This is a genomic window from Streptomyces sp. NPDC056527 (assembly GCF_042794475.1).
In the GTDB taxonomy this organism is placed as follows: Bacteria; Actinomycetota; Actinomycetes; order Streptomycetales; family Streptomycetaceae; genus Streptomyces.
Window position 1 is genome coordinate 1 of the sequence record NZ_JBHTTQ010000102.1, and the last position, 26,657, is coordinate 26,657.

Consider the following 26,657-nt stretch of genomic DNA (forward strand, 5'->3'; position numbering starts at 1 on the left):
GCCCGGGGAGCGTCTCGCTCCCCGGGCCCTCTCGTATGTGCGCGGGATCAGCCGAGGCGCTTGACCGCCGCCTCGACGCGCTCGTCGGTGGCGGTGAAGGCCACACGGACGAACCGCTCCCCCGCCACCCCGTAGAAGTCGCCGGGCGCGACCAGGATGCCCTTCTCGGCCAGGTACGCGACCGTCTCCCAGCACGGCTCGTCGCGGGTCGCCCACAGGTAGAGGCTCGCCTCGCTGTGCTCGATCCGGAAGCCGTGCGCCTCCAGGGCCGTCCGCAGGGCCGTGCGCCGGGCCGCGTACCGCTCGCGCTGCTCGGCCACGTGCGTGTCGTCGCCCAGGGCGGCGACCGTCGCCGCCTGCACCGGGGCGGCGGTCATCATGCCGCCGTGCTTGCGGATCTGGAGCAGCTCGCCGAGGACGGTCGCGTCGCCCGCGATGAACGCGGCCCGGTAGCCGGCCAGGTTGGAGCGCTTGGAGAGCGAGTGGACGGCGACGATCCCCTCGTACGTACCACCGCAGACGTCCGGGTGCAGGACCGAGACCGCGTCGGCCTCCCAGCCCAGCTCCAGGTAGCACTCGTCGGAGAAGACGAGAATGCCGTGCTCGCGCGCCCAGGCCACGATCCGGGTCAGCTCGTCCTTGCCGAGGACCTTGCCGGTGGGGTTCGAGGGTGAGTTGAGCCAGAGCAGCTTGACCGCGGCCGGGTCCAGATCGGCGACCGGGTCGTCGTAGACGACGGGCTCGGCGCCGCAGAGCCGCGCGCCGACCTCGTACGTCGGGTAGGCGAGCCGCGGGTAGGCGACCTGGTCCCCCGCGCCGAGCCCCAGCTGCGTCGGCAGCCAGGCCACCAGCTCCTTGGAGCCGACGACGGGCAGCACGTTCGTGTGCGCGAAGCCGACCGCACCCAGGCGCCGCTCGCACCAGCCCGTCAGCGCGTCCCGCAGCTCGGTGGTGCCCCACACCGTGGGATAGCCCGGCGAGTCGGCCGCCGCGACCAGCGCCCGCTGGATCAGCTCCGGCACCGGGTCGACCGGCGTGCCCACGGACAGGTCCACGATGCCGTCCGGGTGGGCGGCCGCCGTCTTCTTGTACGGCTCCAGCTTGTCCCAGGGGAAGACGGGCAGGCGCGAAGAGACTGCGCTCACGAGTTGGCTCACTTCCTCGTACGTACGGGGTGACGCGTCGGGAAACGCGTCGGTCCCGTACAGCGGGCGAGGCCGTACGGGACCGAGGGCGGGATGATCAGCCGTTCTGCGGCGGCAGGGCGGCGATGAAGGGGTGGTCGCGCTCGATCAGGCCGAGCTTGGAGGCACCACCGGGAGAACCGAGCTCGTCGAAGAACTCGACGTTCGCCTTGTAGTAGTCCTTCCACTCCTCCGGGGTGTCGTCCTCGTAGAAGATGGCCTCGACCGGGCAAACCGGCTCACAAGCACCACAGTCGACGCATTCGTCCGGGTGGATGTACAAGGACCGGGAGCCCTCGTAGATGCAGTCGACGGGGCACTCCTCGATGCAAGCCTTGTCCTTGACGTCGACACAAGGCTGCGCGATGACGTAGGTCACGCTGTCGTTCCTCCTCGGTAGGGCTGGTCTGCGCGGGAGCGCGGCGTCGTCGATGCCCGCCCCTAGTATCTCCGTTCTTGGGGACGATCCGAACAGGAGGGGCGGAGAAGCTGTGGAATTCACCGCTGGAGGGCGCCTTGAGGTGCGTATTACCCGCGCTGACGTGGGAAAACGTGTCTCAGTTCGGTACGTGACGGAGTCCGGTGCCCCGGGTGAGCGGTTCACCGACGCGGTCGGCGTTCTCACATCATGGGACGCGGGTGTGCTGCTGATCACACGAAGGACCGGTGAGAGCGTCCGGATCGCGGAATCCGCACTGGTCGCGGGCAAGGTGGTCCCCGCCGCCCCGGCCCGCCGGCGCGGGCCCGCGGCCTCCTTCGAGGAGCTGGCGCGGGTGCTGGCGCGCGCGTGGGAGCCGGTGGAGAGCGAGTCGCTCGGCGAGTGGACGCTGCGGGCGGCCGCGGGATTCACGCGACGGGCCAATTCGGCGCTGCCTCTCGGCGATCCGGGGCTGCCCCTCGACGAGGCGCTGGAGCGGGTGCGCGACTGGTACGCGCGGCGCGATCTCCCGGCGTACATCCAGGCGGCGACCGGCGCCGAGGGCACGCAGGAGCTTCTCTGCGCGGAACTGGAGCGGCGCGGCTGGCACTCGGAGGTCTCGGCGGAGGTACGGACCGGGGGGCTGGCGCCGGTCGGGGACCTGGACGCGGACGTGTCGTCCGTCCTCCTCTCCCGGTCCCTGGACGCCGCCTGGCTCGGTCGCTACAACCGGTCGGGCGAGCCCGGCCCGCACGTGCTGAAGGTGCTGACCGGCGGCCCGAGTGTGTGGTTCGCGTCCGTACCGGGCACGGAAGACATACCGGCCGCGATCGGACGCTGCGTGGTGGACGGCCGCTGGGCCGGATTCATGGCGGTGGAGGTCGACCCCGCGTACCGGCGTCAGGGCCTGGCCACGGCCGTCATGACGGCGCTCGCCCGGCAGGCCCTCGACGAGGGCGCGTCGGCGGCCTGGCTCCAGGTGGAGAAGGACAACGACGGGGCGCGGGCGCTGTACGAGGGCATGGGCTTCACCGTCCATCACCACTACCACCACTACCGATACGACCCCGACCGAGCGGCGGAGGCGTGAGCGAGGTGACCGACGTGACCGGCTGGCGGCGGGAGTTCGCGCAGGAGGCCCGCGCACGGCGCCCGGATCTCGCGCGGCTCTGTCTGCTGATCGGCGCGGAGGCGGACCCCACGGTCGCGGAGGCCGATCTGGACGCGGCGGAGATCGAGCTGGACCGGCTGGCCGGCGAGCTGCCGTACGGCATACGGGACCCGGAGGAGTGGGTGGCGGCGCTCGCCCGGCTGCTCGGGGGCCGGTACGGCTTCCAGGGCGTCCCGGCCGACTACCAGCGCCTGGAGTCCTCGCTGCTCCACGAGGTCCTGAAGCGGAGGCGGGGCCTGCCGATCCTGCTGTCGGTGGTCTGGATGGAGGTCGCGCGCAGGGCGGGAGCGCCGGTGTACGGGCTCGGTCTGCCGGGCCACTTCGTCATCGGCTTCGGCGACCCGTCCGCCCAGGTCCTCGCGGACCCCTTCGCGGGCGGCAGGGCGATGACGGGCATCGACGCGGAGCTCCTGGTGGCCGGCGCGACGGGCGAACCCCTCGAACCGTCGATGCTGCGCCCCGCGGACCCGCTGGAGATCGTTCTCCGCATCCTCAACAACATCCGCGCTTGGGCGACCCCCCGCCCGGAGCGCTCCGCCGTCGCGCTGTGGGCCGTCGAGCTCTCGCTGCTCCTCCCCTCCCACCCGGCCCGCCTGCGCTACGAACACGCGGAGCTGCTGGTCCAACGCGGGGAGTTCCTCGCGGGCGCGGCGGAGATGGAGGCGTACGCCTCGGTGGTGGCCGCGGTGGAACCGAGCGCGGCGGCGACGATCAGGAACAGGGCGCAGGCGGCGCGGGCGCTGCTGAACTGAAGGGCGCGGGCCGGGACCGGCGTCCACTTCCCCGGCAGGGTCGTCGGTGGAGGACCGGCCGCGGGCGAAGAGGCAGCGGCACCGGAGGCGAGTGGTGATCACGCGGAGGGCCCGCCCGGAGTCCGGACGGGCCCTGCGCCGCGTCACGCCTCAGACGCTCGGGACGCCCCCCGCGTCAGGGCAGCCCATGGCGAGGGCGAGTCGGTGCGAGAGGTCCTGGAGGACGCGGATGTTCGCCTCCTTGACCCTGCCCTCGCGCGGGCGGGAGCCGTAGACCAACTCCGCGTGGACGATCGGCTTGCCGACGCCCTTCACCTCGCAGGCGAACCACAGATCGGCGTCCGCGTCGCCGCCTTCCGCCAGCAGACCGACGGGAAGGCGCGCCGCCGCGACGACCTTCGGCTGGGGCGCCGGCACCCGGTCGACCTCCTCGAACAGCACCGTCATCCTCGACGGGCTCTCCTCGGGGTCCTCCACGTCCGGCTCGATCACACAGTCGGTCCGCTGCCCGCCGCCGTCGGAGTCGGGGTCGTGCAGCAGTTCCTTCAGCGAGTCGGCGACCCCGTACGAGCGGAACTCGAACCGCTCGGCCTCCGAGATCCGCTCGAGCGCCTTCGCCGCCTTCGGCGACAGGCCCCCGCACACCCCCGTCGCCTGCACCGTCGGCTTCGCCGACGGCTCGGGCTTGCCGCTCCCGCATGCCATGAGCGTCATCGCGACACCCAGGCCGCCCACGGCCCGCCACGCTCCTGCCCTCATCGTCATCCCTGTCAGCCCTTCGGGGTGACGCGAGTGATCGCGTCCGCGCCGTCGTTGTACTTGCCCTCGACGCCGCTGTGCATCTTCCGCGCCCAGTCCGAGCCCTCGAGGTCGTTGGCCGCGATGTACGCGTCCATCGGCGCCACAGCCCGGGCGCCTCCCAGCGTCGTGAATGTCGTCAGGTCCATGTGCTCCTTCTCGGAGAAGTCCGGGCCGTTCTTCTCCATCTCCCGGTTGAGCTCGATGCCGAACTGCGTCATCCCGGCACCGGCGATCGCGCCCGCGACCTGCGGCACCGCGAACGCGGCCACGGCGGCCCCGCCGGCGGCCGCCCCCGCGAAGGGCAGCGCGATGGCGCCGACGCCCACCGCCACGCCCGCCCCGACGCCGAACTTCTTCCACTCGGCGGCCTCGGCGAGCTTCCGCTCGGCCTCCTTCGTGGCCTCGCCGTACTCCCCGTGGATGTCGTTCGCCCGGGCCTGGTCGAACATGCCCTGCATCTTGGCGCCGGTCTCGATGATCTGGGCGACCTCGCCGTTCGGCTCGGGGTGCGCCCGCAGGCCACTGGCGGTGTACTCCTGCTGCGCCATGGAGAGGATCTTGTAGCCGTCCTCGTCCCCGCCGGCCACGGCCAGGAACGAGGCCGCGGTCGTGTCCAGGAGATCGATGTGCCCGGGTCCCTTGTGCCCGAAGGCGGAGTCCCGCAGGTCCTGTCCGGTGTAGGCGTTGCCGAAGTTCGACGACGCCCAGTTGAGGTCGTCGATGTAGCCCGCGCCCATCTTGGCCAGGCTGTCCCCCATGCCCTTGTGGTCGTCCAGGTACTTGGGGTGGTCCCCGACGTACTTCATGACCTGCTCGGTGACGTTCGCCGTGGTGTCGTCGCGCCGCAGACCCAGCTCCGGCTGGTCGTACGGGACACCGAGCGTCGCCGCCTCGATGGCGTGGCCGAGCTCGTCGAAGTCCTCGCTGCCCTTGGTGTTGTTGGGCATGTCGGGCCACTTGCGGTCCTCGAGGAGGTACTTGAGCTCCGGGTCCATGGACTTGAGCTCCTTGCCGGAGGAGTCCCAGTCCTTGGAGCTGAAGAACTCCTTCGCCGCGTCCGGGTTGTGGCCCAGCGCCTCCATGTACCCGGCCATCGGGTCCAGACCGTGGTCCGTGCCCGCGCCGAAGTTGAGGTACGTCTCGTAGCCGTCCGGCTGCCAGAGCTTCTTCGGGTCGGTGCCCTTGTGGTCCTTCTCGAAGTCGATGAGGCTCTTGCCGTAGTCGTGGAGGAAGTCCTTCTCGTACTCGCCGTTGCGCATGAGACTGCTCATGACCTGGTACCCGTACGGACCCTTGGTCATCGTGCCCATGTTCATGTCGACCATGTCGACCCGCTTGTCGCCGAGCTCGATCATCTCCTTCTTCCAGCTCTCCATCGCGGGGCTGGTCGAGTGCGAGGCGGTGGCCAGGGTGTAGCCGAGGCTCTTCTGGATCTTCGCCGACTCCTTGGTCATCTCGTCCCCGTACTGCGTACGGTCGGCGATCCTCGTCCAGAACTCCAGCGTCTTCTTCGACCCGAGGCCGGTGGCGAACTGCTCGGCGAAGTACGGGTCGCCCTCGTGCTTCGACAGGAGGCTGTTGATCCGCTTGATCTCGTCGAGGGTGTACGGACGCTTGACGTCGGCGAGGTCCATGAGGGCGTCGCGGTCCTTGTCGGCCTGTTCCTTGCCGGCCTTCGCGCCCTTGAGGCTGTCGTACGTGTTCGAGTCGAAGCCCTTGTCATGGCCGTTGTAGTCCTGGCTCAGCGCCCAGTACAGGAGGTCGTCGGCCTCCTCCGCCGCCGTGACCTGGTTGCGGATGCCGGTCCGGTACGCCTGGATCGTCTCCTGGTAGCCCTTGTTCAGGGAGGCGAGGTGCTCGTTCGGGGTGTCCTTCGGCGGGTCGAACCACACCTCGCCGTCGGGCTTGATCGAGAGGTACTCGTCCTTCTCGACGTCGCTCCTGATGGTCTTCAGTTTCGACTGGGCCTGGGAGAAGACGTGGTACGCGTCGCTCAGCAGGCGGTGGACGTCCGCGGCCTCGTCCTTGGCGGCGCGGATCTGCTTGCCGACCAGGGCGACGTTGTCCAGCCCCGCGTCCGCCGCCTCGCCCTTCCAGTCGGACTCGGCGAGTCCCTTCTCCACCGTGTTGCCGTAGAGCGTGGAGGCCTTGCCGAACTCCTCGGGGAGCTTGCCCCACTTGGCGACCGCCTCGGAGAGGGGCGTGAGGTCGGCGTCGAGGATGGTCTTGTAGTCGAGCATGGTGGCGCTGTCTCCTCGGTCGCTCAGGCGAGATTGCGGTCTTTGCCGTTGCCGGACTTGTCCCCGCCCTTGCTGTGCCGGGCCTGTTCGGCACGCTCGCGGGCGTCGAACTCGGCGGCGGATTCCCTGAGCCCGCCGGCCACGGCGTTCGCCAAGAGTCCTTCCACGTACTTCATCTGCGCCTCCCAGCGCGTGGAGAAGGTCTTGAAGGCGGGGGCGGAGCGGAAGCCCTTCAGACCGGCGGCGACCTCGCCGGTCTCCTTGGTCGCGGTGTTGTCGGCCTTGACGAAGTCCGAACGGACGATGTCCGCCTTGCCCGCCCTGCCACGGAGCTCCGCGGAGTCGACGTGCAGCTTCTTGCCGGTGCCACCGCCCCCGTCGGCGGGGAGCTGGTTGAGCCGCATCCGCGTCTCCTGCCGCTCCACCGCGACGGTCCGCACGGCCGCCCACTCGTCGTCGAACGTCACGCTTACCCCCATATGAACGGACTTTCCGCATTCACCCCAGCAAGTTTCTTCGGCCCAGGGACCCTTGGGATCGTAATCGCGGAGACCACCAACAACGCTGTCACTCCTGAGGTATTCGCATTCCACGGGCATCTTCACAAGCCACGCACGAGACGTTCACGATCGCAACCACCCGACATGACAAAGGAGCCCCACCCGGCTTTCCGGGTGGGGCTCCTTCGCAGCTCGTACGGGGCGTCAGCCCTCGCCGTCGAGGTCGATGACCTTCGTCCGCTCGGCCGCGGTCTTGCCCATCAGGGCGTCGCGCATCACGAAGGCCACGTCGTCGGCGGAGACCTGGTGCTTCTTGCCGTCGGCCTTGGTGATCATGATGCCGTCGAAGACTCCGTCGAGGAGCTTGTCGATCGCCTTCTTGTCGTAGACCTCGACCAGGCGGCCGTTGACGGGCTTCATGGAGAGGATCTGCGGCAGCGACCGCGCCGGGCCGAACTTGATCTCCTTCTGGCCCGCCTTGATCACGATCACACCGGACATGGCCGGCTCGGCGAACTCCTTCATCGCCCGGTCCAGCTCGGCCTGGGTGATGGCGGGCTGGCGGGTGACGACGGGCAGCTCGACGGGCTTCGACTGGCCCGTCTGGACCTGGGCGCGGAACGCGTCCTTCACGAAGATCATCGAACGGGCGACGTCCAGGCCCTTGCCGGGCTTGCCCGGTACGGCGGTGACCTTGCTCGGGGAGAACCTGATCGTGCCCTCCGTCGCCGAGCCGGACGCGCCGGAGACGTCGGCGAGGGCGACGGCCAGCTTCTCCTCGTCGACCGGGAGCTTCGGCTCGGCGACGCGCTCGCCGCCGAAGAGGGAGCTGATCACGGAGACGGGGTTGTAGTCGCTGCCCGCGGCGGCGCGGACGGTCTCCTGGCTGTCGAGGGAGAGACCGGCCTTGTCCGGGGAGAGCGCGACCGTCTTCCCGCCGACGTCGAGCTGAAGGGGCGCGTGGGCGCGCTTGCCGAGGGCGGCCTCCAGCTTGTTGACCCCCTCCTCCTTCGTACCGCCGCCGATGTCGACGCCGAGGACGGTGGTGCCCTTGGGGACGTCGGAGTGGTTCAGGAGCAGGCCCGCGCCGTAGGCGACGCCGACGAGACCGAACACGCCGACGCCCACGAGGACGAGCTTGGAGCGGCCCTTCTTCGCCGGGGCGGAGGAGGAGGCGGCGGGCTTCGCGGTCCTGGGGGCGGCGGGCGCCGGGGCGCCGCCGACGACCTCGGGGGCCGAGAAGCCGTGCTCCGGGGCACGGGGCGTGCGGTCGGGACCCGAGGGGCCGCCCGGGCCCGAGGGCACGACGGGAATGCCGCTGGTGAGCGTGTCCCCGGAGACATGACCACCAGGGCCCGCGCCGGGCGGGGTGATCGGGCCGGGGCTCTGCGGGGTCAGGACGGCGGTGTCGTCCGACATGCGCGGCGCGCCCCCGAAGGGACCGCCGGCGACGGGCCGGCCGCCGGCCGGAGCGCCCCCGAGAGGTCCGCCGACCATCGGGCCGCCCACCGTGCTGCTGCCCGTGACGGGCCCGGTGGTCGGACCCGTGGGCGCCTGCGGGGCGCCCGGGGGGTACGGAGCGCCGTCGGGGCCGTACCCGGCCTCGTCCTGTGGCGGCGTCGTGAGGAACATCGGCGTGCCGGCCGCGGGGGTCGCCGAGATCGAGGCGCCGCCTATGGTCGGGATGCCGCCGGTCGCGGGTCCGGCGAAGCCGGAACCACGGGCCGGGCCACCCGGCGCCGGGGGCCGCGGGCCGGGAGGAGGCGTACGACCGGGCACGCCGGGACCGCCACGAGGACCGGACCCGCCGCGAGGTCCGGGACCGCCACGAGGGCCCGCGCCCGGACCTGCGCCCGTGCCCGCGGGCGCCGAGGCCCCGGAGGGTGCGGACGGCGCGGGAGGCGCGGCCGGGGCCGGAGTCGCCGGCGCGGCGGGGGCGGCCCCCTTGCGCGGGGCGAACCAGTCGCTGGTCGGCTTCTCCTCCGCCTTGGGAGGCTCCACCGGGGCCGGCGGCTCAGGGGCGGGCGCGGGCGCAGGCGCGGGCGCCGGGACGGCCTCGGCGGCCGGAGCGCTCTCGCGCTCCGGCTTGGGCGCGTCCACGACCGGCTTGCGGACCACCACGGGCGGGATCGGCCGCGAACCCGGAATGTTGATCCGGATCCGGGTGGTCAGCGTGGTCTCGGTCTTCGGCTCCTCCGGCTGCGGCGGCGCGGGCACGGCGGAGGCGCCGGCCGGGTCGTCGGCCCCGTCCTGCGTGGGGTGGAGCGACGGATACTGGCGGGATCCGTACGGCGGTGTACCCGACGGGTACGCGGCTCCACCGCGCCCCTGGGCGCCGGAGGACGAACTGTCAGTCTCTCGACCAGTTTCACGACTCAAAGCAGGTTCTCCCGGTTGGCTCCACCGCCCGCTCTTGCTGGTGCTCGTGTACCCGGGCGGCTCGGCGGCGCGCACCACCATACTGGCCGTCGCCGACAGACACCCGACGGCCGGGGATCGAGCACGGGGCATTCCGGCCGAAGTCCGGGCGACCCTGGCTCAAGTCGGCCTGCTCACGGGGCCGGTCGCGGCAGACGCGCCATGGTGGCGCACATCACAGCGACGGCCATGCCTCCAAGCAGGTAGATCATCTCGGCTGCCCCGCCCGCGAAGACCCCGTCGCCTTCCGGCCGTCCGAGGCTGAGCAGCACGATCGTCACCAGCCAGCCCACGCCCGGGACGACGATGCCCAGCTGGGTGTCGGTGGCCCGCAGCCCGCCGTAGAACACTCCTGCGGTGGCGAGCAGCGCGAGAATCAATCCTCCCGGGAACCAGGCGGTTTGGGCGAGCGAGCCGGCAGCACCGACCAGCGCGCCGAGGACGAGAAGGAATACGTACCAGACGGCCCGGACGTTCACGACCCCTCCACACCGGCGAAGAGATCGGTCTCGCGTACGCCCGCCGGTGCGCCCGGCGTGCCGCTGACCAACTGGTAGTACTCCGTGGTGAAGATCGGCTGTCCCAGATCGTTCGAGAGTGCGAAGAACGGCCCGTCGACGGCGATTTGGGTGACATGTGCCCGCATCGCGGCGGTCTTGCGGTCCGCGTGACCCGCTCCGCCGTCGATCTCGGCGGTGATCAGGGAGTCGTCGACGACTCCGGGGACGTCGTCGATCTCGGCGATGCCGGGGAAGTCGACCCCCTCGGCGCGCAGCCGGGCGAAGGCGGCCTCGGCGACCGGGCGCGGGACCCGGTTCCAGTAGGTCTTCGCGATCGTGTGCGCCGGGCCGAGGTCGGGGCGGTACGAGGCGTCCGCGGCCAGCTCGGCGGCGCGCATGGCGACGCGGTGGGCCTGGATGTGGTCGGGGTGGCCGTAGCCGCCGTCGGGGTCGTAGGTGACCAGGACCTGCGGACGGATCTCGCGGATGATCTCGACGAGGTACGGGGCGGCGGTGTCGACGTCCGTGTTCCAGAACGCGTTGTCGCGCCGGTTCTGCTCGACGCCCATCATTCCGGAATCGCGGAAGCGGCCGGGGCCGCCGAGGAAGCGGTGGTCGGTGACTCCCAGCTCCTTCATCGCGGCGGCGAGTTCGCCGACGCGGTGGGTCCCGAGCCGGTCCTCCCGGTCGGGTGCCAGGTGGGCGAGCCCGGGCGGGATGACCTCGCCCTCCTCGCCGAGCGTGCAGGTCACGAGGGTGACCAGCGCGCCCTCGGCCGCGTACCTGGCCATGGTGGCGCCGTTGTTGATCGACTCGTCGTCGGGGTGCGCGTGCACCAGGAGCAGACGACGGGCTGGGAGAACCGTCATGGCCCCACCCTACGAGGCAGGGCCCGGATCGAAACGGCGGGCCGCGGAACCGCGGCTCAGAACTTGAGGCCGCCGATCATGCCCGCCACGTTCGTGGTGAGCGTGCTGATGGACGGGGCGATGGACGAGCTCGCCAGGTAGAACCCCAGGAGCGCGCAGACCGCCGCATGTCCAGCCTTCAGCCCGGATTTCCGGATCAGCAGGAAGACGACGATCGCCAGCAGCACCACCGCCGAAATCGAGAGTGCCACGGCGGTTCACCTCCACACTTCTTCGGTCGGATATTCGGACGGTCAGGTCGGCGAGCATGTGCCAGCTGTCCCCTACCCACCTAGCGCTACGGATCATAACTATGTGTGGCACCGCATTGATGGTGTACGGGGGCACAGGGGGGCGCACAGCGCTAGGTTCGATCGCATGACCTCCAGGCAACAGCGGTCGTTTCCGCTCTCGTTCCCTCGTCAGTACGCCCGGACGCAGCGCTTCACCCTGGGCAACCCGCGTGCGTTCTCGGTGTCCCCGGACGGTGAGCGGGTGGTGTTCGTGCGCTCGTCGTCTGGCACGGACCGCTCGCATGCCCTGTGGGTGCTCGACCTCGGCGGTCGGGCGGGCGAGGCGCGGGAGCGCGTCGCGGCGGAGCCGGAGGCTCTCCTGGAGGGCGCGGCCGAGGAGTTGTCGGCGGAGGAGCGCGACCGCAGGGAGCGGAGCCGTGAGGGTTCGGGCGGGATCGTGTCCTACGCGGTGGACGGGGCCGTGGAGTTGGCGGCGTTCGCGCTGTCGGGCCGGCTGTTCGCGGCGGAGCTGAGGGCGGGGACGGCCCGGGAACTGCGGGTTCCCGGGCCGGTGATCGATCCGCGGCCCTCGCCGGACGGGCGGCACGTCGCCTATGTGACCCGGGGCGCGCTGCGCGTGGTGGGCGCGGACGGGGAGGGCGACCGGGCGCTGGCGGAGCCGGAGGACGCGCACACGACGTACGGTCTGGCGGAGTTCGTGGCGGCCGAGGAGATGGGGCGCTCGCGGGGCTTCTGGTGGTCGCCGGAGTCGGACCGGCTGCTCGTCGCGCGGGCCGACGACCGGCCGGTGCGGCGGTGGTGGATCGCGGATCCGGCGCATCCGGACCGGGAGCCGCGGGTGGTGCCGTATCCGGCGGCGGGGACGCCGAACGCGGAGGTGCGGCTGTACGTGGTGGATCTGGCCGGTGAGCGCACGGAGGTCGACTGGGACCGGGAGCGGTATCCCTATCTGGCCCGGGTGCACTGGTCGTCGGACGGCCCCGCGCTGATCCTCGTACAGGCCCGTGACCAGCGCACACAGCTCCATCTGGCGGTGGACGCGGAGACCGGGGCGACGCGGACGGTGCATGTGGACGAGGACCCGGTGTGGCTGGAGCTGCTGCCCGGGGTGCCCGCCTGGGATCCGGACGGACGGCTGGTGCGGATCGCGGACGAGGGCGGGGCGCGGGTGCTGGCCGTCGGGGACCGGGCGCTGACGAGTGCGCAGCTGCATCTGCGAGCCGTCCTCGACATCGGGGAGAACGACGTCCTGGTGTCGGCGTCGGCGGGCGAGGAGGCGACGGAGCCGGAGACCGGCGAGATCCATGTCTACCGGGTCAACGAGCTGGGTGTGGAGCGGGTCTCGGAGGGGACCGGAATTCACTCGGCGGTGCGGGGCGGAGCGGTGACGGTGCTGTCCTCGGCCCGGCCGGACGCGCCGGGGAGCGTGGCGCGGGTGCTGCGGGACGGCGAGCAGGTGGCGGTGATCAGCTCGTATGCCGAGACGCCGGTGCTGTCGGCGCGGGTGCGTCTGGTCGAGGGGGGCGCACGGCGGATTCCGTGCGCCGTCCTGCTCCCCTCGGGGTACCGGGAAGGTGACGGACTACTGCCCGTGCTCATGGATCCGTACGGAGGGCCGCACGGCCAGCGGGTTGTCGCCGCGCACAATCCGCATCTGACGTCCCAGTGGTTCGCCGACCAGGGCTTCGCGGTGATCGTGGCGGACGGCCGGGGTGCTCCGGGCCGGTCTCCCGCCTGGGAGAAGGCGATCGCGAACGATCTGACGCCCACGCTCGACGACCAGATCGAGGCGCTGCGCGCGCTGGCGAAGGACTTCCCGCTGGATCTGGAGCGGGTGGCGATCCGGGGCTGGTCGTACGGCGGCTATCTCGCGGCCCTCGGGGTGCTGAGGCGGCCGGACGTCTTCCACGCGGGCATCGCGGGGGCACCGCTGTCGGACATGCGGCTGTACGACACCCACTACACGGAGCGGTATCTGGGGACGCCGCAGGACAGCCCGGAGGTCTACGCGGCGAACTCGCTGGTCACGGACGACGGTCTGTCGGCGCCGGAGAACCCGGCGCGGCCGATGATGATCATCCATGGTCTGGCCGACGACAATGTGGTGATGGCCCATACGCTGCGGCTGTCCTCGGCACTCCTCGCCGCGGGGCGACCCCATGAGGTCCTGCCGCTGACAGGCGTGACCCATATGACGCCGCAGGAGCAGGTGGCGGAGAACCTGCTGCTGCTTCAGGTGGACTTCCTGAAGCGGTCGTTGGGCCTCACCGAGGAGTAGTCACCAGCCGGGCGGCGGCGGGGACGGCGGGGACGGGGGCAGTGCGGCCACCGGCCGATGGCGGACGGGGCGGCTGGACGGGCCCCGGCCGGCCAGGAGGACCAGTACGGCGATTCCGGCGAGCAGCCCGTACGCGGAGGTGGCGATGGTGAGCCGGGCGTCGTCGTCCAGCGCGCCGAGGTGCTCGACCCAGCCGAGCCGTAACGCGATGGCCACTCCGGCGACGCCCCAGCCGGTCATGAGGAGCCCGGCGAGCAGCCCGAGCGGCCGCGCGTACGGGGCACGGGCGAAGGCGCTCGCGGCGGTGACCAGGAACAGCACGGCGAGCATCACGTTCAGCCAGCCCGGTGGGACGGCGAGCGCGGGCAGCAGGAGCGAGCGGCCGCCGGTGAAACGGTCGACCGTGAACTCGACGGGCAGCGTGGTCGCCCCGTGCACCTCCCACGCCGCCCAGACGACACCGGCCACGGCGAACAGGACCCCGGCCGTCACAGCCGCCCCGGCTCGGGGGCGGGGCGACAGTTCGTCGTGGGACTCGGCAGGGCGGCGGCCGGCGGCCGCGGTGACGACGAGACCGGTGGCGAGGGCGAGCGTGATCAGGGTCGTGACGAGGACGTCGACCCCGGTGGCCCACAGGCCGGGCAGCCGTAACGCCAGGGTGACGACCCCGGTGGCGGCGAGCGCGGGCGCGGCGGAGGAGGAGCGCAGCGCGGCGAAGGCGGTGGCGACGCAGGCGATGAGCAGGAGGGGGTCGACCAGCGAGGTGGCGGCCCGGCGCCGCAGCAGGAAGGCGCTCTCCCCCGCCCAGTACCAGACGAGTTCGGCCGGTGAGCCGAATGCCGCCAGGTCACGCAGAAGCCAGACGGCGATGACGAGTGCGAGCGCGCCACAGAGCGCGGCGCCTGTGAGACGTGCCGGTCGAGTCACTGTCACGGAGCCGATACTCACCGCAACCACGCACCGAAACAAGCGGTTCCGCATACTCGGCCGGCAAGGCGGACGAGCCGCGAGGGAACGGGCGGCCGGCCGGGGCGACATGGCGCGTCCCGGCCGGCCTACGGCACCCGCACGGCCGTACGCTGTCGAGCCTGCCGGGTTCGTATATCGGATCCGGGTCGGGCACATTGCCCCGGCGTAAACCTCCGCTACGACGACTCGTCCTCCGTCGGCACCACGTGCTTCTCCTCCGCGAAGTGGCAGGCCGAGTCGTGCTTCGCCGGGGTGTCCGTCAGACGGAAGACCGCCGGGACCGCCAGCTCCGGGACCTCCAGCTCGCAGCGCTGCTGGGCCTTCCAGCAGCGGGTGCGGAAGCGGCAGCCCGAGGGGATGTTGGCCGGGGACGGCACGTCTCCGGTCAGGATGATGCGCTCGCGGTGCTCCCGCGCGTCCGGGTCGGGAACCGGGACGGCCGACAGCAGTGCCTGGGTGTACGGGTGCGTGGGGTGGTCGTAGATCTCCGCGTCCGTGCCGATCTCCACGATCCGGCCGAGGTACATGACGCCCACCCGGTCGGAGATGTGACGGACGATCGACAGGTCGTGGGCGATGAAGACGTAGCTCAGCGAGAACTCGTCCTGGAGCTTCGCCAGGAGGTTCACCACCTGCGCCTGGACGGAGACGTCGAGCGCGGAGACCGGCTCGTCCGCGACGATGATCTCCGGCTGGAGCGCGAGGCCGCGCGCGATGCCGATGCGCTGGCGCTGACCGCCGGAGAACTGGTGCGGATAGCGGTTGATGTACTCCGGGTTGAGCCCGACGACGTCCAGCAGGTCCTGGACCTTGCGGCGCCGATCCCCCTTCGGGGCGACCTCGGGGTGGATCTCGTACGGCTCCCCGATGATGTCGCCGACGGTCATCCGGGGGTTGAGCGAGGTGTACGGGTCCTGGAAGACCATCTGGATGTTGCGGCGGACCGCGCGCAGCGCCCGGGGCGACAGCGTGGTGATGTCGTCGCCCTTGTAGCGGATCGAGCCCGAGGTCGGGCGCTCCAGGTTGACCAGCATCTTGGCGACGGTCGACTTGCCGCAGCCGGACTCGCCGACGATGCCGAGGGTCTCGCCCGCCCTCAGGTCGAAGTCGACGCCGTCGACGGCCCTGACGGCGCCGACCTGCTTCTTGAAGAGGACGCCCCGGGTCAGCGGGTAGTGCTTGTACAGGTCCCGGACCTGGAGAATCGGCTCAGCCACGGAGGGCCTCCTGCCAGAAGTGGCACGCGCTGCGGCGTTCCTCCGACACTTCGTACAACGGCGGCTCGTCGGTGCGGCACACGTCCCGGGCGAGCGGGCAGCGCGGGTTGAAGGCGCATCCGGACGGGATGGCCAGCAGGTTCGGGGGCAGGCCCTTGATCGCGTACAGCTCCTGGCCCTTCTGGTCCAGGCGCGGGATCGAGTCGAGCAGTCCGCGGGTGTAGGGGTGGGCGGGCGCCTTGTAGATCTCGTGGACGGGGGCGGTCTCCACGATCCGCCCGGCGTACATGACGGCGATCTTGTCGGCGACGTCGGCGACGACGCCGAGGTCGTGGGTGATGAGGATGAGGCCCATGTTGAGCTCGCTCTGGAGCTCGGCCAGGAGGTCCATGACCTGGGCCTGGACGGTGACGTCGAGGGCGGTCGTCGGCTCGTCCGCGATGATCAGCTCGGGTTCGAGGGAGAGCGCCATCGCGATCATGATGCGCTGGCGCATGCCCCCGGAGAACTGGTGCGGATACTGCCCCACGCGTTCCTTGGCCGCCGGGATGCGGACCCGGTCCATGAGTTCGACGGCCTTGGCGCGGGAGTCCTTGCGCGACAGGCCCTGGTGGACCTGGAACATCTCGCCGAGCTGGTCGCCGACGCTGATGACGGGGTTGAGGGAGGACAGGGCGTCCTGGAAGATCATCGCCATCTTCGCGCCCCGGACCTTGCGCCGCTCCTCCTCCTTGAGCTTCAGCAGGTCCTGGCCCTGGAAGCGGATCTCGCCGCCGGTGATCTTTCCCGGCGGGATGTCGAGGATGCCCATGATGGCCTGCGCGGTCACGGACTTGCCGGAGCCGGACTCGCCGAGCACGGCCAGCGTCTCGCCGGCTTCGACCGAATAGCTGACCCCGTTGACGGCCTTGGCCACCCCGTCCCGGGTGTGGAACTCCACGTGCAGATCGCTCACTTCGAGCAGCATGGGCGGCTACCTCAGCTTCGGGTCGAGGGCGTCGCGCACCGCGTCGCCGAGCATGATGAACGCGAGCACGGTGATGGCGAGCGCGCCCGCCGGCCAGAGCAGCATGTGCGGGGCGTTGCGGATGTACTGCGAGGCCGAGGAGATGTCGATGCCCCAGGAGACGGTCGGCGGCTTCAGCCCGACGCCCAGGTAGGACAGGGTCGCTTCCAGCGAGATGTACGTACCGAGGGCGATGGTCGCCACGACGATGACCGGCGCGACGGCGTTGGGCGTGATGTGGCGCAGCAGCATCCGGGAGTTGGAGGCGCCGAGCGCGCGGGCGGCCTGGACGTAGTCGTTCTGTTTGGCGGTGATGACGGAGCCGCGGGCGATGCGGGAGATCTGCGGCCAGCCGAGGAGCACCATGAAGCCGATGACGGGCCAGATCGTGCTGCTGGTGACCACCGACAGCAGGACGAGTCCGCCGAGGACGACGGGGATGGCGAAGAAGACGTCGGTGATCCGGGAGAGGACGGCGTCCGAGGCGCCGCCGAAGAAGCCGGCGATGCCACCGAGTGCGGAGCCGAGGATCGCGACGCCGAGGGTGGCGAGGACGCCGACGCTCACGGAGGTCCGGGCGCCGTACACGGTACGGGTGTAGACGTCGCAGCCCTGGCCGTTGAAGCCGAAGGGGTGGCCGGGCTGGGAGCCCTCCTGCGCCTTGGAGAGGTCGCACTGGAGGGGGTCTCCGCTGGCGATCAGGGAGGGCCAGATGGAGATGATCACCAGGAAGATGATGATCAGGCCCGAGATGATGAAGACGGGGTTGCGGCGCAGATCGTGCCAGGCGTCGGACCACAGGGAGCGGGGCTTGCCCGCGGGGCCGGTGCCCAGGGGGCCGCCCGGGGTCTTCTCCAGCGACTCGCCCTCTTCCATGGCGAGGTCCGTGGCGCCGCCCGCACCCGTGTGGTCGATGGCCCGCCCGTCGTCGAACGGCTCATGCGGCTGAAGGGGCTCAGGCATAGCGGATCCTCGGGTCAAGGACGGCGTACAGGAGGTCGACGAGCAGGTTCGCCACCAGGAAGACCAGGACGAGGACGGTCACGAAGCCGACGACGGTCTGGGTGCTCTGGCGCACGATGCCCTGGTAGAGCTGGTAGCCGACGCCATGGATGTTGAAGATCCGCTCGGTGACGATGGCGCCGCCCATCAGCGCGCCGATGTCGGCGCCGATGAAGGTGACCACCGGGATGAGCGAGTTGCGCAGCAGATGGCGGGTGATGACCCGTCGGCGCGGCAGACCCTTGGCGACGGCGGTGCGGACGTAGTCGGCGCGCTTGTTCTCGGCGATCGACGTCCGGGTGAGCCGGGTGACGTACGCCAGGGAGACCGAGGCGAGCACGAGGCCGGGGACGATCAGTTCGTTGAACGGGGCCTCGGGCGAGACGGCGGGCTTGATCCAGCCCCACTGCACGCCGAGCAGAAGCTGGAGCAGCAGGCCCGTGACGAAGGTCGGGATGGAGATGACGACCAGCGTCAGCAGCAGCACGGTGGTGTCGACCGGGCGGCCGCGCTTCAGACCCGTCAGCACGCCGAGGCTGATGCCGATGACGATCTCGAAGAGGATCGCGACGATCGTGAGCCTGATGGTGACGGGGAAGGCGCTCGCCATCAGCTCGGTCACCGGCTGGCCGTTGAAGGCCGTACCGAAGTCACCGGTGAAGAGGTTGCCCATGTAGATCAGGTATTGCTGCCAGACCGGCTTGTCGAGGCCGAACTCCTTCTCCAGCTGGGCGGCTGTCGCCGGGTCGCAGGCGCGGTCGCCGCAGAGGCCGGCGATGGGGTCGCCCATCACGTTGACCATGAGGAAGATCAGCAGGGTGGCGCCGATGAAGACCGGGATCATCTGCAGCAGACGCCGGATCACATAACGTCCCATGAGGGGCTCCGGGGGTGTGGGGAAGGCGTACGGCCCGGCTCGCGCGTGATCGCCAGGCCGGGCCGTACGCCGACGAGCTGCGTCAGTTGACCTTGATCTGGTCGTAGACGGGGACGCTGAAGGGGTTCAGGGTCACGTTGGAGATGCGCTCGGAGTAGCCCGCGCTGCCGTTCTGGTACCAGAGCGGGATCGCCCCCATGTCGTCGCGGAGGACCTCCTCGGCGCTCTGGAAGGTCTGGACGGCCTTGGTGATGTCGGACTCAGCGTTGGCCTGGTCGACGAGCTTGTCGAACTCCGGGTCGCTGTACTTCCCGTCGTTCGACGAGGCGTTGGTGTAGTAGAGCGGCTGCAGGAAGTTCTGGATGAGCGGGTAGTCCATCTGCCAGCCCGCCCGGAACGGGCCCTTCATCTTCTGCGTGCTGACCTGGCTGCGGAAGTCGGCGAAGGTGCCGATGGGGTTGCCGACGCAGGCCCGGTTGTTGCCGAGGGCGTTGTTGATGGAGTTGCAGACGGCGTCCACCCACTCCTTGTGGGAGCCGGTGTCGGCGTTGTAGGTGATCGTCATCGTGCCGCCGGGGATGCCGCCGCCCTCGGCGACCAGCTTCTTCGCCTCTTCGGCGTTGTACTTGCAGAAGTCGCCGCAGATGTCCTTGAAGCCGCCCTCCTCGCCGAGGACGGGGGAGGTCCAGTCGACGGCCGGGGTGCGGGTCTTCTGGAAGATCGTGTCGGTGATCTGGTCGCGGTTGATCGCCATGGAGAGGCCCTGGCGGAGCTTCTCCTGACCCGGCTTGTTCCACGCCGGGTCGTAGAACGGGAAGCCGAGGGTCTGGATGATGCCGGCCGGGACGTTGATGTACCGGTCGCCGAGGTCCGCCTCGACGTTCTTGAGCTGGGAAGCGGGCACGTCGTCGACGAGGTCGAGGTTGCCGGCCGTCAGGTCGGTGTAGGCGGTGTTGTTGTCGGTGTAGACCTTGAGCGTCACGCCGCCGTTCTGCGCCTTGTCCGCTCCGGGATAGCCGTCCCAGCGCTGCAGCTCCATCTGCGAGCCCTTGGCGTACGAGCCGACGGTGTACGGGCCGTTGCCGACAGGCTTGTCCAGCCAGGCCGCGTGGTCGTCGAAGAAGGACTGGGGCAGCGGGGCGAAGGCGACGTAGCCGAGGGTGTCCGGCCAGGTGGAGAACTTCTGGCTGAGCTTGACCGTGAAGGTCTTGTCGTCGACGACCTTGAGGCCGGACATGGTCTCGGCGGTCGGCTCGCCCGAGTCGGGGTGGACCTGGTCGTAGCCCTCGATCTGACCGAAGAAGAAGGCGTTCTTCTGATTGTTCTTCAGCGAGGCGCCGTAGTTCCAGGCGTCCACGAAGGACTTCGCGGTGACCGCCTCGCCGTTGGAGAAGGTCCAGCCGTCCTTGAGGGTGATGGTGAAGTTGGTCGAGTCGGTCGTCTCGATGTTCTCGGCGAGCATGTTCTTGGCCTCGCCGGTCTTCGGGTCGTACTGCTTGAGCCCCCGGAAGATCATGGAGAGGACCTTGCCGCCCTGCACCTCGTTGGTGTTCCCGGGCTCCAGCGGGTTCTGCGGATCGCCCCAGGAGGAGCTCACGATTCCGTCGGCGCCACCACCGCCTCCGCTGTCTCCGCCGCCGCAGGCCGTCACCGTAAGGGCGACGGCGACGGCCAGTGCGGCCCACTTGGCGTGCGTGGCTCCGCGCATCAGGTGCCTCCTGAGGGTCCCGAGTATCAGATAGGCCCCAATATCACCCTGGAGATACCGCTATGCACCTTTACGACACCCGTTGGGAGAAACACGCCGAGGGCGCCCCGGCCGGATGGCCGGAGCGCCCTCGGTGGACGGCTCGAGAAGCTACGCCGCGTGGATGACGTCCTTCTCCTCGGCGAAGTGGCACGCCGACTCGTGCGCGGCCGGGGTGTCCTGCCCCTGGAAGCGCTCGGGGATCGCCAGCAGCGGGACCTCCGTGGAGCACTTCTCCTCGGCCTTCCAGCACCGGGTGCGGAAGCGGCAACCCGACGGCGGGTTGGCCGGCGAGGGGACGTCACCGGTGAGGATGATCCGCTCGCGACCCTCGCGGGCCTCCGGGTCCGGGACCGGGACCGCCGACAGCAGCGCCTGGGTGTAGGGGTGCGTCGGGTGGTCGTAGATCTGCGTGTCCGTACCGATCTCGGCCATCTTGCCGAGGTACATCACGCCGACCCGGTCGGAGATGTGCCGGACGATCGACAGGTCGTGCGCGATGAAGACGTAGGAGAGGTTGAACTCGTCCTGCAGCTTCTCCATCAGGTTGATGACCTGCGCCTGGACGGAGACGTCCAGGGCCGAGACCGGCTCGTCGCAGATGATGATCTCCGGGTTGAGTGCGAGGCCTCGGGCGATGCCGATGCGCTGGCGCTGACCGCCGGAGAACTGGTGCGGGTAGCGGTTGATGTACTCGGGGTTCAGACCGACCACATCGAGCAGCTCCTGCACCTTGCGGCGCCGGTCGCCCTTCGGGGCCACCTCGGGGTGGATGTCGAAGGGCTCGCCGATGATGTCGCCGACCGTCATACGCGGGTTCAGCGAGGTGTACGGGTCCTGGAACACCATCTGGATGTTCCGGCGGACGGCCTTCAGCGCGCGGCCGGACAGCCGGGTGATGTCCTGGCCCTTGTAGAAGACCTCGCCCGCGGTCGCCCGCTCCAGGTTCATCAGCAGTTTGGCGACCGTGGACTTGCCACAGCCGGACTCGCCGACGATGCCGAGGGTCTCGCCCTGGTAGAGGTCGAAGGAGACCCCGTCCACGGCCTTGACCGCGCCGACCTGCTTCTTGAACAGGATGCCCTGGGTCAGCGGGAAGTGCTTGACCAGGTTGCGCACCTGCAGGATCGGCTCACCGCGCTCGACGGGCGCCTCGATGGCGGCTACGGCCTCCGCCTCGCTCGCGGCGTCGACCGTGTGCACGTCGGTGACGTTCGGAGTCGCGTCCGCGGCCGAGCCCTCGGGCGATGTAGCAGCCTTGCTGAGCTCAGCCATGGATCGTCTCCTTCCAGAAGTGGCAGGCGCTACCGCGGCCCGGCAGCTCCGTGCCGTCCTGCTCGGCGACCGGGGCGAGGGCCGGGATCTCCGTGCGGCAGATGTCGTCGGCCTTCGGGCAGCGCGGGTTGAAGGCGCAGCCGGTGGGCACGCGGAGCAGGTTGGGCGGCAGGCCCTTGATCGCGTACAGCTCCTGGCCCTTCTGGTCCAGGCGCGGGATCGAGTCGAGCAGACCCCGGGTGTACGGGTGGGCCGGGCGCTTGTACAGCTCGTGCACGGGCGCGGTCTCGACGATGCGGCCCGCGTACATGACCGCGATCTTGTCCGCGACGTCGGCGACGACGCCGAGGTCGTGGGTGATCAGGATCAGGCCCATGTTGTATTCCTGCTGGAGCTCCGCGAGGAGGTCCATGACCTGGGCCTGGACCGTCACGTCGAGCGCCGTGGTGGGCTCGTCCGCGATGATCAGGTCCGGCTCGAGGGCCAGCGCCATGGCGATCATGATGCGCTGGCGCATACCGCCGGAGAACTGGTGGGGGTAGTCGTCGACCCGGGCCGAGGCGGCCGGGATCTTGACCTTGTCCATCAGTTCGATGGCCTTGACCTTGGCCTGCTTCTTGGAGAGGCCGTGGTGCACCCGGAACATCTCGCCGAGCTGGTAGCCGACGGTGAGGACCGGGTTGAGGGACGACAGCGCGTCCTGGAAGATCATGGCGATCTTGCGACCGCGGATCTTCCGGCGCTCCTCGTAGGACATCTTGAGCATGTCCTGGCCGCGGTAGAAGATCTCGCCCTGCGGGATCTTGCCGGGCGGCATGTCGAGGATGCCCATGATCGCCTGCGCGGTGACGGACTTGCCGGACCCGGACTCGCCGAGCACGGCGAGCGTCTCGCCGGCGTTCACGCTGTAGTTGACTCCGTTGACCGCCTTGGCCACACCGTCACGGGTGTGGAACTCCACATGCAGGTCACGGACTTCGAGCAGCGGACCGTTGTGGTCGTCGCCGTCGCGCGGCGCGGGAACGGTCGCGGTCTTGTCGATGATGCTCACGTTTACGCCCTCCTCAGCGCAGCTTGGGGTCGAGGGCGTTGCGTACGGCTTCGCCGAGCATGATGAACGCCAGAACGGTGAGGCTCAGCATGATCGACGGGTACAGCAGGATGTGCTGCGCCGTACGGATCTGCTGGACACCGGCGGAGATGTCGACACCCCACGAGATGGTCGGTGCGGACAGACCCAGACCCAGGTAGGACAGGGTTGCCTCGGCCGAGATGTAGCCACCGAGCGCGATGGTCGCGACGACGATCACCGGAGCCATGGCGTTCGGCAGGATGTGCCGGAACAGGATCCGGGTCGTGCCGGCGCCGAGCGCCTTCGCCGCGTGGACGTAGTCCGCCTGCTTGACGGTGATCACCGCACCGCGCATGACGCGGGCGATCTGGGTCCAGCCGAGGAACGCGAGGGCGAAGACGACGACCCAGACGGTGCGCTCGGTGAAGGACTGCAGGACGACCATGGCGCCGAGCAGGAACGGGATGCCGAAGAAGACGTCGGTGAGCCGGGAGAGGATCGCGTCCGTGATGCCGCCGAAGTAACCGGCGATCATGCCCGTCACGCCACCGACGACGGTGACGATCGCGGTGACGCAGACACCGACGATGATCGAGGCACGGGTGCCGTGGATCAGTCGCGAGTAGACGGAACGGCCCTGGCCGTCCCAGCCCAGCCATCCCTCGGAGCCGATCTTGCCCAGCTCGGGCTGGCCCAGGTAGTGGTTGACCAGGTCGCCCCTGGTGGGCGAGGCGCTGGTGAACCAGCCGGGGAACGCGGTGATCACCAGCAGGATGAGGATCAGCACCGACGACACGACGAAGTAGGGGTTGCGCCGCAGGTCCACCCAGGCGTCGCCCCAGAGGCTGCGGGCCTTCTCCTGCTTCGCCTTCTGCGCGGGCTCCGTCACGGAGGGGGGCGCGACGGCGTCCTCGACGGCGGCGGCGGCGGTCTTGGTCACGTCAGGCATAACGGATCCTCGGGTCCAGGACCGCGTACAGCAGGTCGATGATCAGGCTCGTGACGAGGTAGACGAGCACCAGGATGGTCACGAGGCCGACCAGAGTGGTGCCCTCGCGGCGGATGATCGACTCGTAGATCAGGCCGCCGACACCCTTGACGTTGAAGATGCCTTCGGTGACGACCGCGCCGCCCATGAGGGCGCCGATGTCGGTACCGAGGAAGGTGACGACGGGGATCATCGAGTTGCGCATCAGGTGGACGCCGATGACCCGTCGCCGCGGCAGGCCCTTGGCGACGGCCGTGCGCATGTAGTCGGCGCGCAGGTTCTCCGCCATGGACGTGCGGGTCAGTCGGGCCACATAGGCCAGTGAGAGACCACCGAGCACGATCGCGGGCGCGATCATCTCCGACAGCAGCTGGTCGTTGCTGACGTTCGGAGCGATCCACTCCAGCTCGAACGCGAAGACCATCTTGATGATGAAGGCCAGGACGAAGACCGGCACCGAGATGATGAGCAGGGTGAAGATCAGGATCGCGTTGTCGGCCAGGCGGCCTGCGCGCATACCGGCGATGACGCCGAGCGCGATGCCGAAGACCAGCTCGAACGCGAAGGCCAGCGCGGCGAGTTGCAGAGTGACCGGGAACGCGTCGCCCAGGACCTCGGTGACCGGGCGTCCGTTACGGATCTGGTTGCCGAAGTCGAAGTGGGCAATGATGTTCCACATGTAATTGGCGTACTGCTGCAGGATCGGCTGATCCAGCCCCAGTTCGTGTCTGATCTTGGCCACGGTCGCCGGGTTGGCGGCCTTGTCGCCGAACAGACCCGCCACGGGGTCGCCGGGCAGGCTGTAGACCATGAGGAAGATCAGCAGGGTTGTCCCGATGAAGACCGGGATCATCTGGAGCAGTCGTCGTACGACATAGCGCCCCATCATGCCTCCGTTGAGATGTGACAGCCGCAGCGCTACGAGCCCTCCCCCGGCAACCGCGCCCCTGTGGGTACGCGGATGTCGTGGAAGGGCCCCCCAGCCACTGCGTATCGCCGGTGCGAGGGGCCGGCGGACGGTGTGTGACCGTCGGCCCCTCGCCTTGCGGCTAGCGGACTACGCTTGGGTGATTACTTCTTCTTGACGGTGATCTCTTCGAGAACCGGGTCGCCGTCCTGCGCGTAGCGGACGCCCTCGACGTTCTCGGAGTAGCCGGCGTTGACCTTGTAGTACCAGAGCGGGATGGAGGGCATCAGGTTGACGAGCTCCTTCTCCACCTCCTGGTAGGCCTTCACCGACTCCTCAAGGGTGGCCGCGGAGTCGGCCGCCTTGATCTTCGCGTCGAGCGCCGGGTTGGAGAAGTCACCCTGGTTGCCGGACGCACCCGTCTGGAACAGGTCACGGAGGAAGTTGGAGTTCACCGGGTAGTCGAGCGTCCAGGCCGAGCGGTACAGGGACTTGACCTGCTTCGCCTTGCGGGCCGCGAGGTCCGCCTGGAAGTCCGCCTTGCTGTCGCCGACGCACTTGACCTGCGTCGCCTGGGTGATGCTGTTGCAGACCGCGTCGACCCACTCCTTGTGGCCGCCGTCCGCGTTGAACTGGATGGTGATGGCGTTGCCGGGAACGCCGCCACCCTCCGCGATCAGCTGCTTGGCCTTGGCGGGGTCGAACTTGGTGACGTCGCCCGCGGCGTTCGGCTGGAAGCCGAGGACGCCCTTGGCGACCCAGCCGGTCGCCGGCTCACGCGTACCCTGCAGCACCGTCTTGGTGATGGTGGCGCGGTCGATCGCCATCGAGAGGCCCTGGATGACCTTCGGGTCGACCTTCTTGGGCTTCTTCCACTGGTCCGCGTAGAACGCGACCGCGATGGACTGGATCGCCGACTGGTCGGCGTCCACGGCGCGGTCACCGAGGTCCTGGTGGTAGACCGGGAGGTCCTTCGGGCCGACCTGACGGATGACGTCGAGGTTGCCGGACTTCAGGTCCTCGTAGGCGGGCTCGAGGCCGGTGTAGTTCTTGAAGATCACACCGCCGTTCTTCGCCTTGTTCTCGCCCTTGTACGCGTCGTAGCGGACGATCTTGATCTGCTTCTTGCGGTCCCACGACTCGAACTTGTAGGGACCGTTGCCGACCGGCTTCAGGCCCGCGCCCTTCGGGTCCTTGTAGAAGGACTCCGGCAGCGGCGAGAAGACCTCGTAGCCGAGCTTGTAGACGAAGTACGGAACCGCGCCCTTGAGCTCGATGGTGAAGGTCGAGTCGTCGACGATCTTCAGACCGCTGAGCTTGTCGGCGGTGGGCTTGGCGCCCTCCTTCTCCGGCAGCAGGGCCTCGGAGCCCTTGATGTCGGAGAACCAGGAGGCGTTGCCCTGCTGGTTGTTGACGTTGGCGGCCCAGTTCCACGCGTCCACGTAGGACTTGGCGGTCACCGGGGTGCCGTCGTGGAAGGTCCAGCCCTTCTTGAGCTTGACCGTCCAGAGCTTGCTGTCCGCGCTCTCGACCGACTCGGCGTTCACCATGGTGAGCTTGCCGTCGGCGGTGTAGTCCACCAGCTGCGAGAACAGACCGGACAGAACGATCGAGCCGTTGGACTCCATCGTGTCGGCCGGGTGCAGCAGCTTCTCCGGCTCGCCCACCTCGATCGAGAAGATCCCGTTCGGGTCAACCTGGCCCTTGGCGTCGCTGCCGCCGTCGCCCTTACCTCCGCCACAGGCGGTCGCTGCCAGGGCGACAACAATCGCGCCCACTACCCACTTGGCGCTCTTGGCACCGCGCATGGGTTCCTCCTCATGAGTCCACTTGTCACTACAAGAGGGGCACTTCGAGTCCGCCGACACCCCTGACGGCGATGCACTCATGTGCCCCGAGTGTGCTCGTGAGTCGGCACTCCCCACAGTGCGTGACCCATTGACCCGAGCTCAATGGAGCCAACTATTAAGTACGTCAGGGCTGTAAACCACACTTAAGTGGTCTCGGTTTGACAACATCACCAGGGGCCTTGAGACCGAAATCCGGACAAAGCGATCACAGACAGACACCCGCGAAACGGACCGTTAACACACGTTCCGGAGAGCGACGGCCGATATCCGGACACCGTGCCCATGAAATGGATTTGACGAAAGGCTCGGGCCCCCGCAGTGAC

General features: G+C 69.5%; 23 protein-coding genes. 3 read left to right on the plus strand and 20 right to left on the minus strand.

Translation table 11 applies throughout. The annotated features are described in order from the left end of the window. Positions 1-47 precede the first annotated feature (47 nt). Both ACFQ7Q_RS31430 and fdxA read right to left on the minus strand, forming a co-directional pair. Positions 48-1,145, minus strand: coding sequence for a bifunctional succinyldiaminopimelate transaminase/glutamate-prephenate aminotransferase (locus ACFQ7Q_RS31430; protein WP_383561071.1), 1,098 nt, complete (start codon positions 1,143-1,145; stop codon positions 48-50). 97 nt (positions 1,146-1,242) lie between these two features. Further along, positions 1,243-1,563: a ferredoxin gene (fdxA, locus tag ACFQ7Q_RS31435; protein ID WP_003985062.1), complete on the minus strand. Its 321-nt coding sequence runs from the start codon at positions 1,561-1,563 to the stop codon at positions 1,243-1,245. A 112-nt stretch (positions 1,564-1,675) separates the two neighbouring features. Between fdxA and ACFQ7Q_RS31440 the strand changes: the two genes are divergently transcribed. After that, positions 1,676-2,692 carry a GNAT family N-acetyltransferase gene (locus tag ACFQ7Q_RS31440; protein ID WP_383561073.1) on the plus strand — a complete coding sequence of 339 codons (1,017 nt, stop codon included), beginning with the start codon at positions 1,676-1,678 and terminating at the stop codon, positions 2,690-2,692. After that, positions 2,662-3,525, plus strand: coding sequence for a tetratricopeptide repeat protein (locus ACFQ7Q_RS31445; RefSeq protein WP_383561110.1), 864 nt, complete (start codon positions 2,662-2,664; stop codon positions 3,523-3,525). Before ACFQ7Q_RS31440 ends, ACFQ7Q_RS31445 begins: the two co-directional genes overlap by 31 nt. 150 nt (positions 3,526-3,675) lie before the next feature. Here ACFQ7Q_RS31445 and ACFQ7Q_RS31450 read toward each other — a convergent pair whose 3' ends face one another. From ACFQ7Q_RS31450 to ACFQ7Q_RS31480, 7 genes are all read right to left on the minus strand, one after another. Then, a complete protein-coding gene (locus ACFQ7Q_RS31450; protein ID WP_383561075.1) occupies positions 3,676-4,284 on the minus strand; it encodes a hypothetical protein in 609 nt (202 codons plus the stop codon). 11 nt (positions 4,285-4,295) lie between these two features. Continuing rightward, positions 4,296-6,566: a DUF6571 family protein gene (locus ACFQ7Q_RS31455; protein ID WP_383561077.1), complete on the minus strand. Its 2,271-nt coding sequence runs from the start codon at positions 6,564-6,566 to the stop codon at positions 4,296-4,298. Between the two features lie 23 nt (positions 6,567-6,589). Next, complete coding sequence (locus ACFQ7Q_RS31460) at positions 6,590-7,033, minus strand: hypothetical protein (protein WP_383561079.1); 444 nt, start codon at positions 7,031-7,033, stop codon at positions 6,590-6,592. A 237-nt stretch (positions 7,034-7,270) separates the two neighbouring features. Then, positions 7,271-9,445 (minus strand): hypothetical protein, encoded by a 2,175-nt coding sequence (locus ACFQ7Q_RS31465; RefSeq protein ID WP_383561081.1) that lies wholly within the window; start codon positions 9,443-9,445, stop codon positions 7,271-7,273. Positions 9,446-9,618: 173 nt separating this feature from the next. Beyond that, positions 9,619-9,963 carry a DUF6113 family protein gene (locus ACFQ7Q_RS31470; RefSeq protein ID WP_383561083.1) on the minus strand — a complete coding sequence of 115 codons (345 nt, stop codon included), beginning with the start codon at positions 9,961-9,963 and terminating at the stop codon, positions 9,619-9,621. Next, positions 9,960-10,853, minus strand: coding sequence for an N-acetyl-1-D-myo-inositol-2-amino-2-deoxy-alpha-D-glucopyranoside deacetylase (gene mshB / locus ACFQ7Q_RS31475; RefSeq protein ID WP_383561085.1), 894 nt, complete (start codon positions 10,851-10,853; stop codon positions 9,960-9,962). Before mshB ends, ACFQ7Q_RS31470 begins: the two co-directional genes overlap by 4 nt. 56 nt (positions 10,854-10,909) lie before the next feature. Further along, on the minus strand, positions 10,910-11,104 hold the full coding sequence (locus ACFQ7Q_RS31480) for a hypothetical protein (RefSeq protein ID WP_137993529.1): 195 nt from the start codon (positions 11,102-11,104) through the stop codon (positions 10,910-10,912). 166 nt (positions 11,105-11,270) lie between these two features. On the opposite strand from ACFQ7Q_RS31480, the gene ACFQ7Q_RS31485 reads away from it, so the two are divergent. Beyond that, positions 11,271-13,424, plus strand: a complete 2,154-nt coding sequence (locus ACFQ7Q_RS31485) for a prolyl oligopeptidase family serine peptidase (protein WP_383561087.1) — start codon at positions 11,271-11,273, stop codon at positions 13,422-13,424. Here the strand turns inward: ACFQ7Q_RS31485 and ACFQ7Q_RS31490 are convergent, their stop codons facing one another. From ACFQ7Q_RS31490 to ACFQ7Q_RS31540, 11 genes are all read right to left on the minus strand, one after another. Further along, positions 13,425-14,357, minus strand: a complete 933-nt coding sequence (locus tag ACFQ7Q_RS31490) for a hypothetical protein (RefSeq protein WP_383561089.1) — start codon at positions 14,355-14,357, stop codon at positions 13,425-13,427. Between the two features lie 212 nt (positions 14,358-14,569). Continuing rightward, positions 14,570-15,610, minus strand: coding sequence for an ABC transporter ATP-binding protein (locus ACFQ7Q_RS31495; RefSeq protein ID WP_383561091.1), 1,041 nt, complete (start codon positions 15,608-15,610; stop codon positions 14,570-14,572). Further along, complete coding sequence (locus tag ACFQ7Q_RS31500; protein WP_383561093.1) at positions 15,603-16,577, minus strand: ABC transporter ATP-binding protein; 975 nt, start codon at positions 16,575-16,577, stop codon at positions 15,603-15,605. Before ACFQ7Q_RS31500 ends, ACFQ7Q_RS31495 begins: the two co-directional genes overlap by 8 nt. Positions 16,578-16,583: 6 nt before the next feature. Beyond that, complete coding sequence (locus ACFQ7Q_RS31505) at positions 16,584-17,579, minus strand: ABC transporter permease (protein WP_383561095.1); 996 nt, start codon at positions 17,577-17,579, stop codon at positions 16,584-16,586. After that, positions 17,572-18,495: an ABC transporter permease gene (locus ACFQ7Q_RS31510; RefSeq protein ID WP_383561097.1), complete on the minus strand. Its 924-nt coding sequence runs from the start codon at positions 18,493-18,495 to the stop codon at positions 17,572-17,574. Before ACFQ7Q_RS31510 ends, ACFQ7Q_RS31505 begins: the two co-directional genes overlap by 8 nt. An 82-nt stretch (positions 18,496-18,577) precedes the next feature. Continuing rightward, complete coding sequence (locus ACFQ7Q_RS31515; protein ID WP_383561099.1) at positions 18,578-20,203, minus strand: ABC transporter substrate-binding protein; 1,626 nt, start codon at positions 20,201-20,203, stop codon at positions 18,578-18,580. 150 nt (positions 20,204-20,353) lie between these two features. Continuing rightward, positions 20,354-21,517, minus strand: a complete 1,164-nt coding sequence (locus ACFQ7Q_RS31520; protein WP_383561101.1) for an ABC transporter ATP-binding protein — start codon at positions 21,515-21,517, stop codon at positions 20,354-20,356. Continuing rightward, positions 21,510-22,568, minus strand: a complete 1,059-nt coding sequence (locus ACFQ7Q_RS31525) for an ABC transporter ATP-binding protein (RefSeq protein WP_383561103.1) — start codon at positions 22,566-22,568, stop codon at positions 21,510-21,512. Before ACFQ7Q_RS31525 ends, ACFQ7Q_RS31520 begins: the two co-directional genes overlap by 8 nt. A gap of 13 nt (positions 22,569-22,581) precedes the next feature. After that, a complete protein-coding gene (locus ACFQ7Q_RS31530; RefSeq protein ID WP_383561106.1) occupies positions 22,582-23,538 on the minus strand; it encodes an ABC transporter permease in 957 nt (318 codons plus the stop codon). Further along, positions 23,531-24,463, minus strand: a complete 933-nt coding sequence (locus ACFQ7Q_RS31535) for an ABC transporter permease (RefSeq protein WP_383561112.1) — start codon at positions 24,461-24,463, stop codon at positions 23,531-23,533. Before ACFQ7Q_RS31535 ends, ACFQ7Q_RS31530 begins: the two co-directional genes overlap by 8 nt. Before the next feature lie 185 nt (positions 24,464-24,648). After that, positions 24,649-26,292 carry an ABC transporter substrate-binding protein gene (locus ACFQ7Q_RS31540; RefSeq protein ID WP_383561108.1) on the minus strand — a complete coding sequence of 548 codons (1,644 nt, stop codon included), beginning with the start codon at positions 26,290-26,292 and terminating at the stop codon, positions 24,649-24,651. Positions 26,293-26,657: the final 365 nt, after the last annotated feature.

Coding starts and splice junctions, on each gene's coding strand:
- ACFQ7Q_RS31450 (WP_383561075.1), bottom strand. CDS start 4,284: ATGAGGGCAGGAGCGTGGCGGGCCGTGGGCGGCCTGGGTGTCGCGATG.
- ACFQ7Q_RS31455 (WP_383561077.1), bottom strand. CDS start 6,566: ATGCTCGACTACAAGACCATCCTCGACGCCGACCTCACGCCCCTCTCC.
- mshB (WP_383561085.1), bottom strand. CDS start 10,853: ATGACGGTTCTCCCAGCCCGTCGTCTGCTCCTGGTGCACGCGCACCCC.
- ACFQ7Q_RS31485 (WP_383561087.1), top strand. CDS start 11,271: ATGACCTCCAGGCAACAGCGGTCGTTTCCGCTCTCGTTCCCTCGTCAG.
- ACFQ7Q_RS31500 (WP_383561093.1), bottom strand. CDS start 16,577: ATGCTGCTCGAAGTGAGCGATCTGCACGTGGAGTTCCACACCCGGGAC.
- ACFQ7Q_RS31505 (WP_383561095.1), bottom strand. CDS start 17,579: ATGCCTGAGCCCCTTCAGCCGCATGAGCCGTTCGACGACGGGCGGGCC.
- ACFQ7Q_RS31510 (WP_383561097.1), bottom strand. CDS start 18,495: ATGGGACGTTATGTGATCCGGCGTCTGCTGCAGATGATCCCGGTCTTC.
- ACFQ7Q_RS31515 (WP_383561099.1), bottom strand. CDS start 20,203: ATGCGCGGAGCCACGCACGCCAAGTGGGCCGCACTGGCCGTCGCCGTC.
- ACFQ7Q_RS31520 (WP_383561101.1), bottom strand. CDS start 21,517: ATGGCTGAGCTCAGCAAGGCTGCTACATCGCCCGAGGGCTCGGCCGCG.
- ACFQ7Q_RS31530 (WP_383561106.1), bottom strand. CDS start 23,538: ATGCCTGACGTGACCAAGACCGCCGCCGCCGCCGTCGAGGACGCCGTC.
- ACFQ7Q_RS31535 (WP_383561112.1), bottom strand. CDS start 24,463: ATGGGGCGCTATGTCGTACGACGACTGCTCCAGATGATCCCGGTCTTC.
- ACFQ7Q_RS31540 (WP_383561108.1), bottom strand. CDS start 26,292: ATGCGCGGTGCCAAGAGCGCCAAGTGGGTAGTGGGCGCGATTGTTGTC.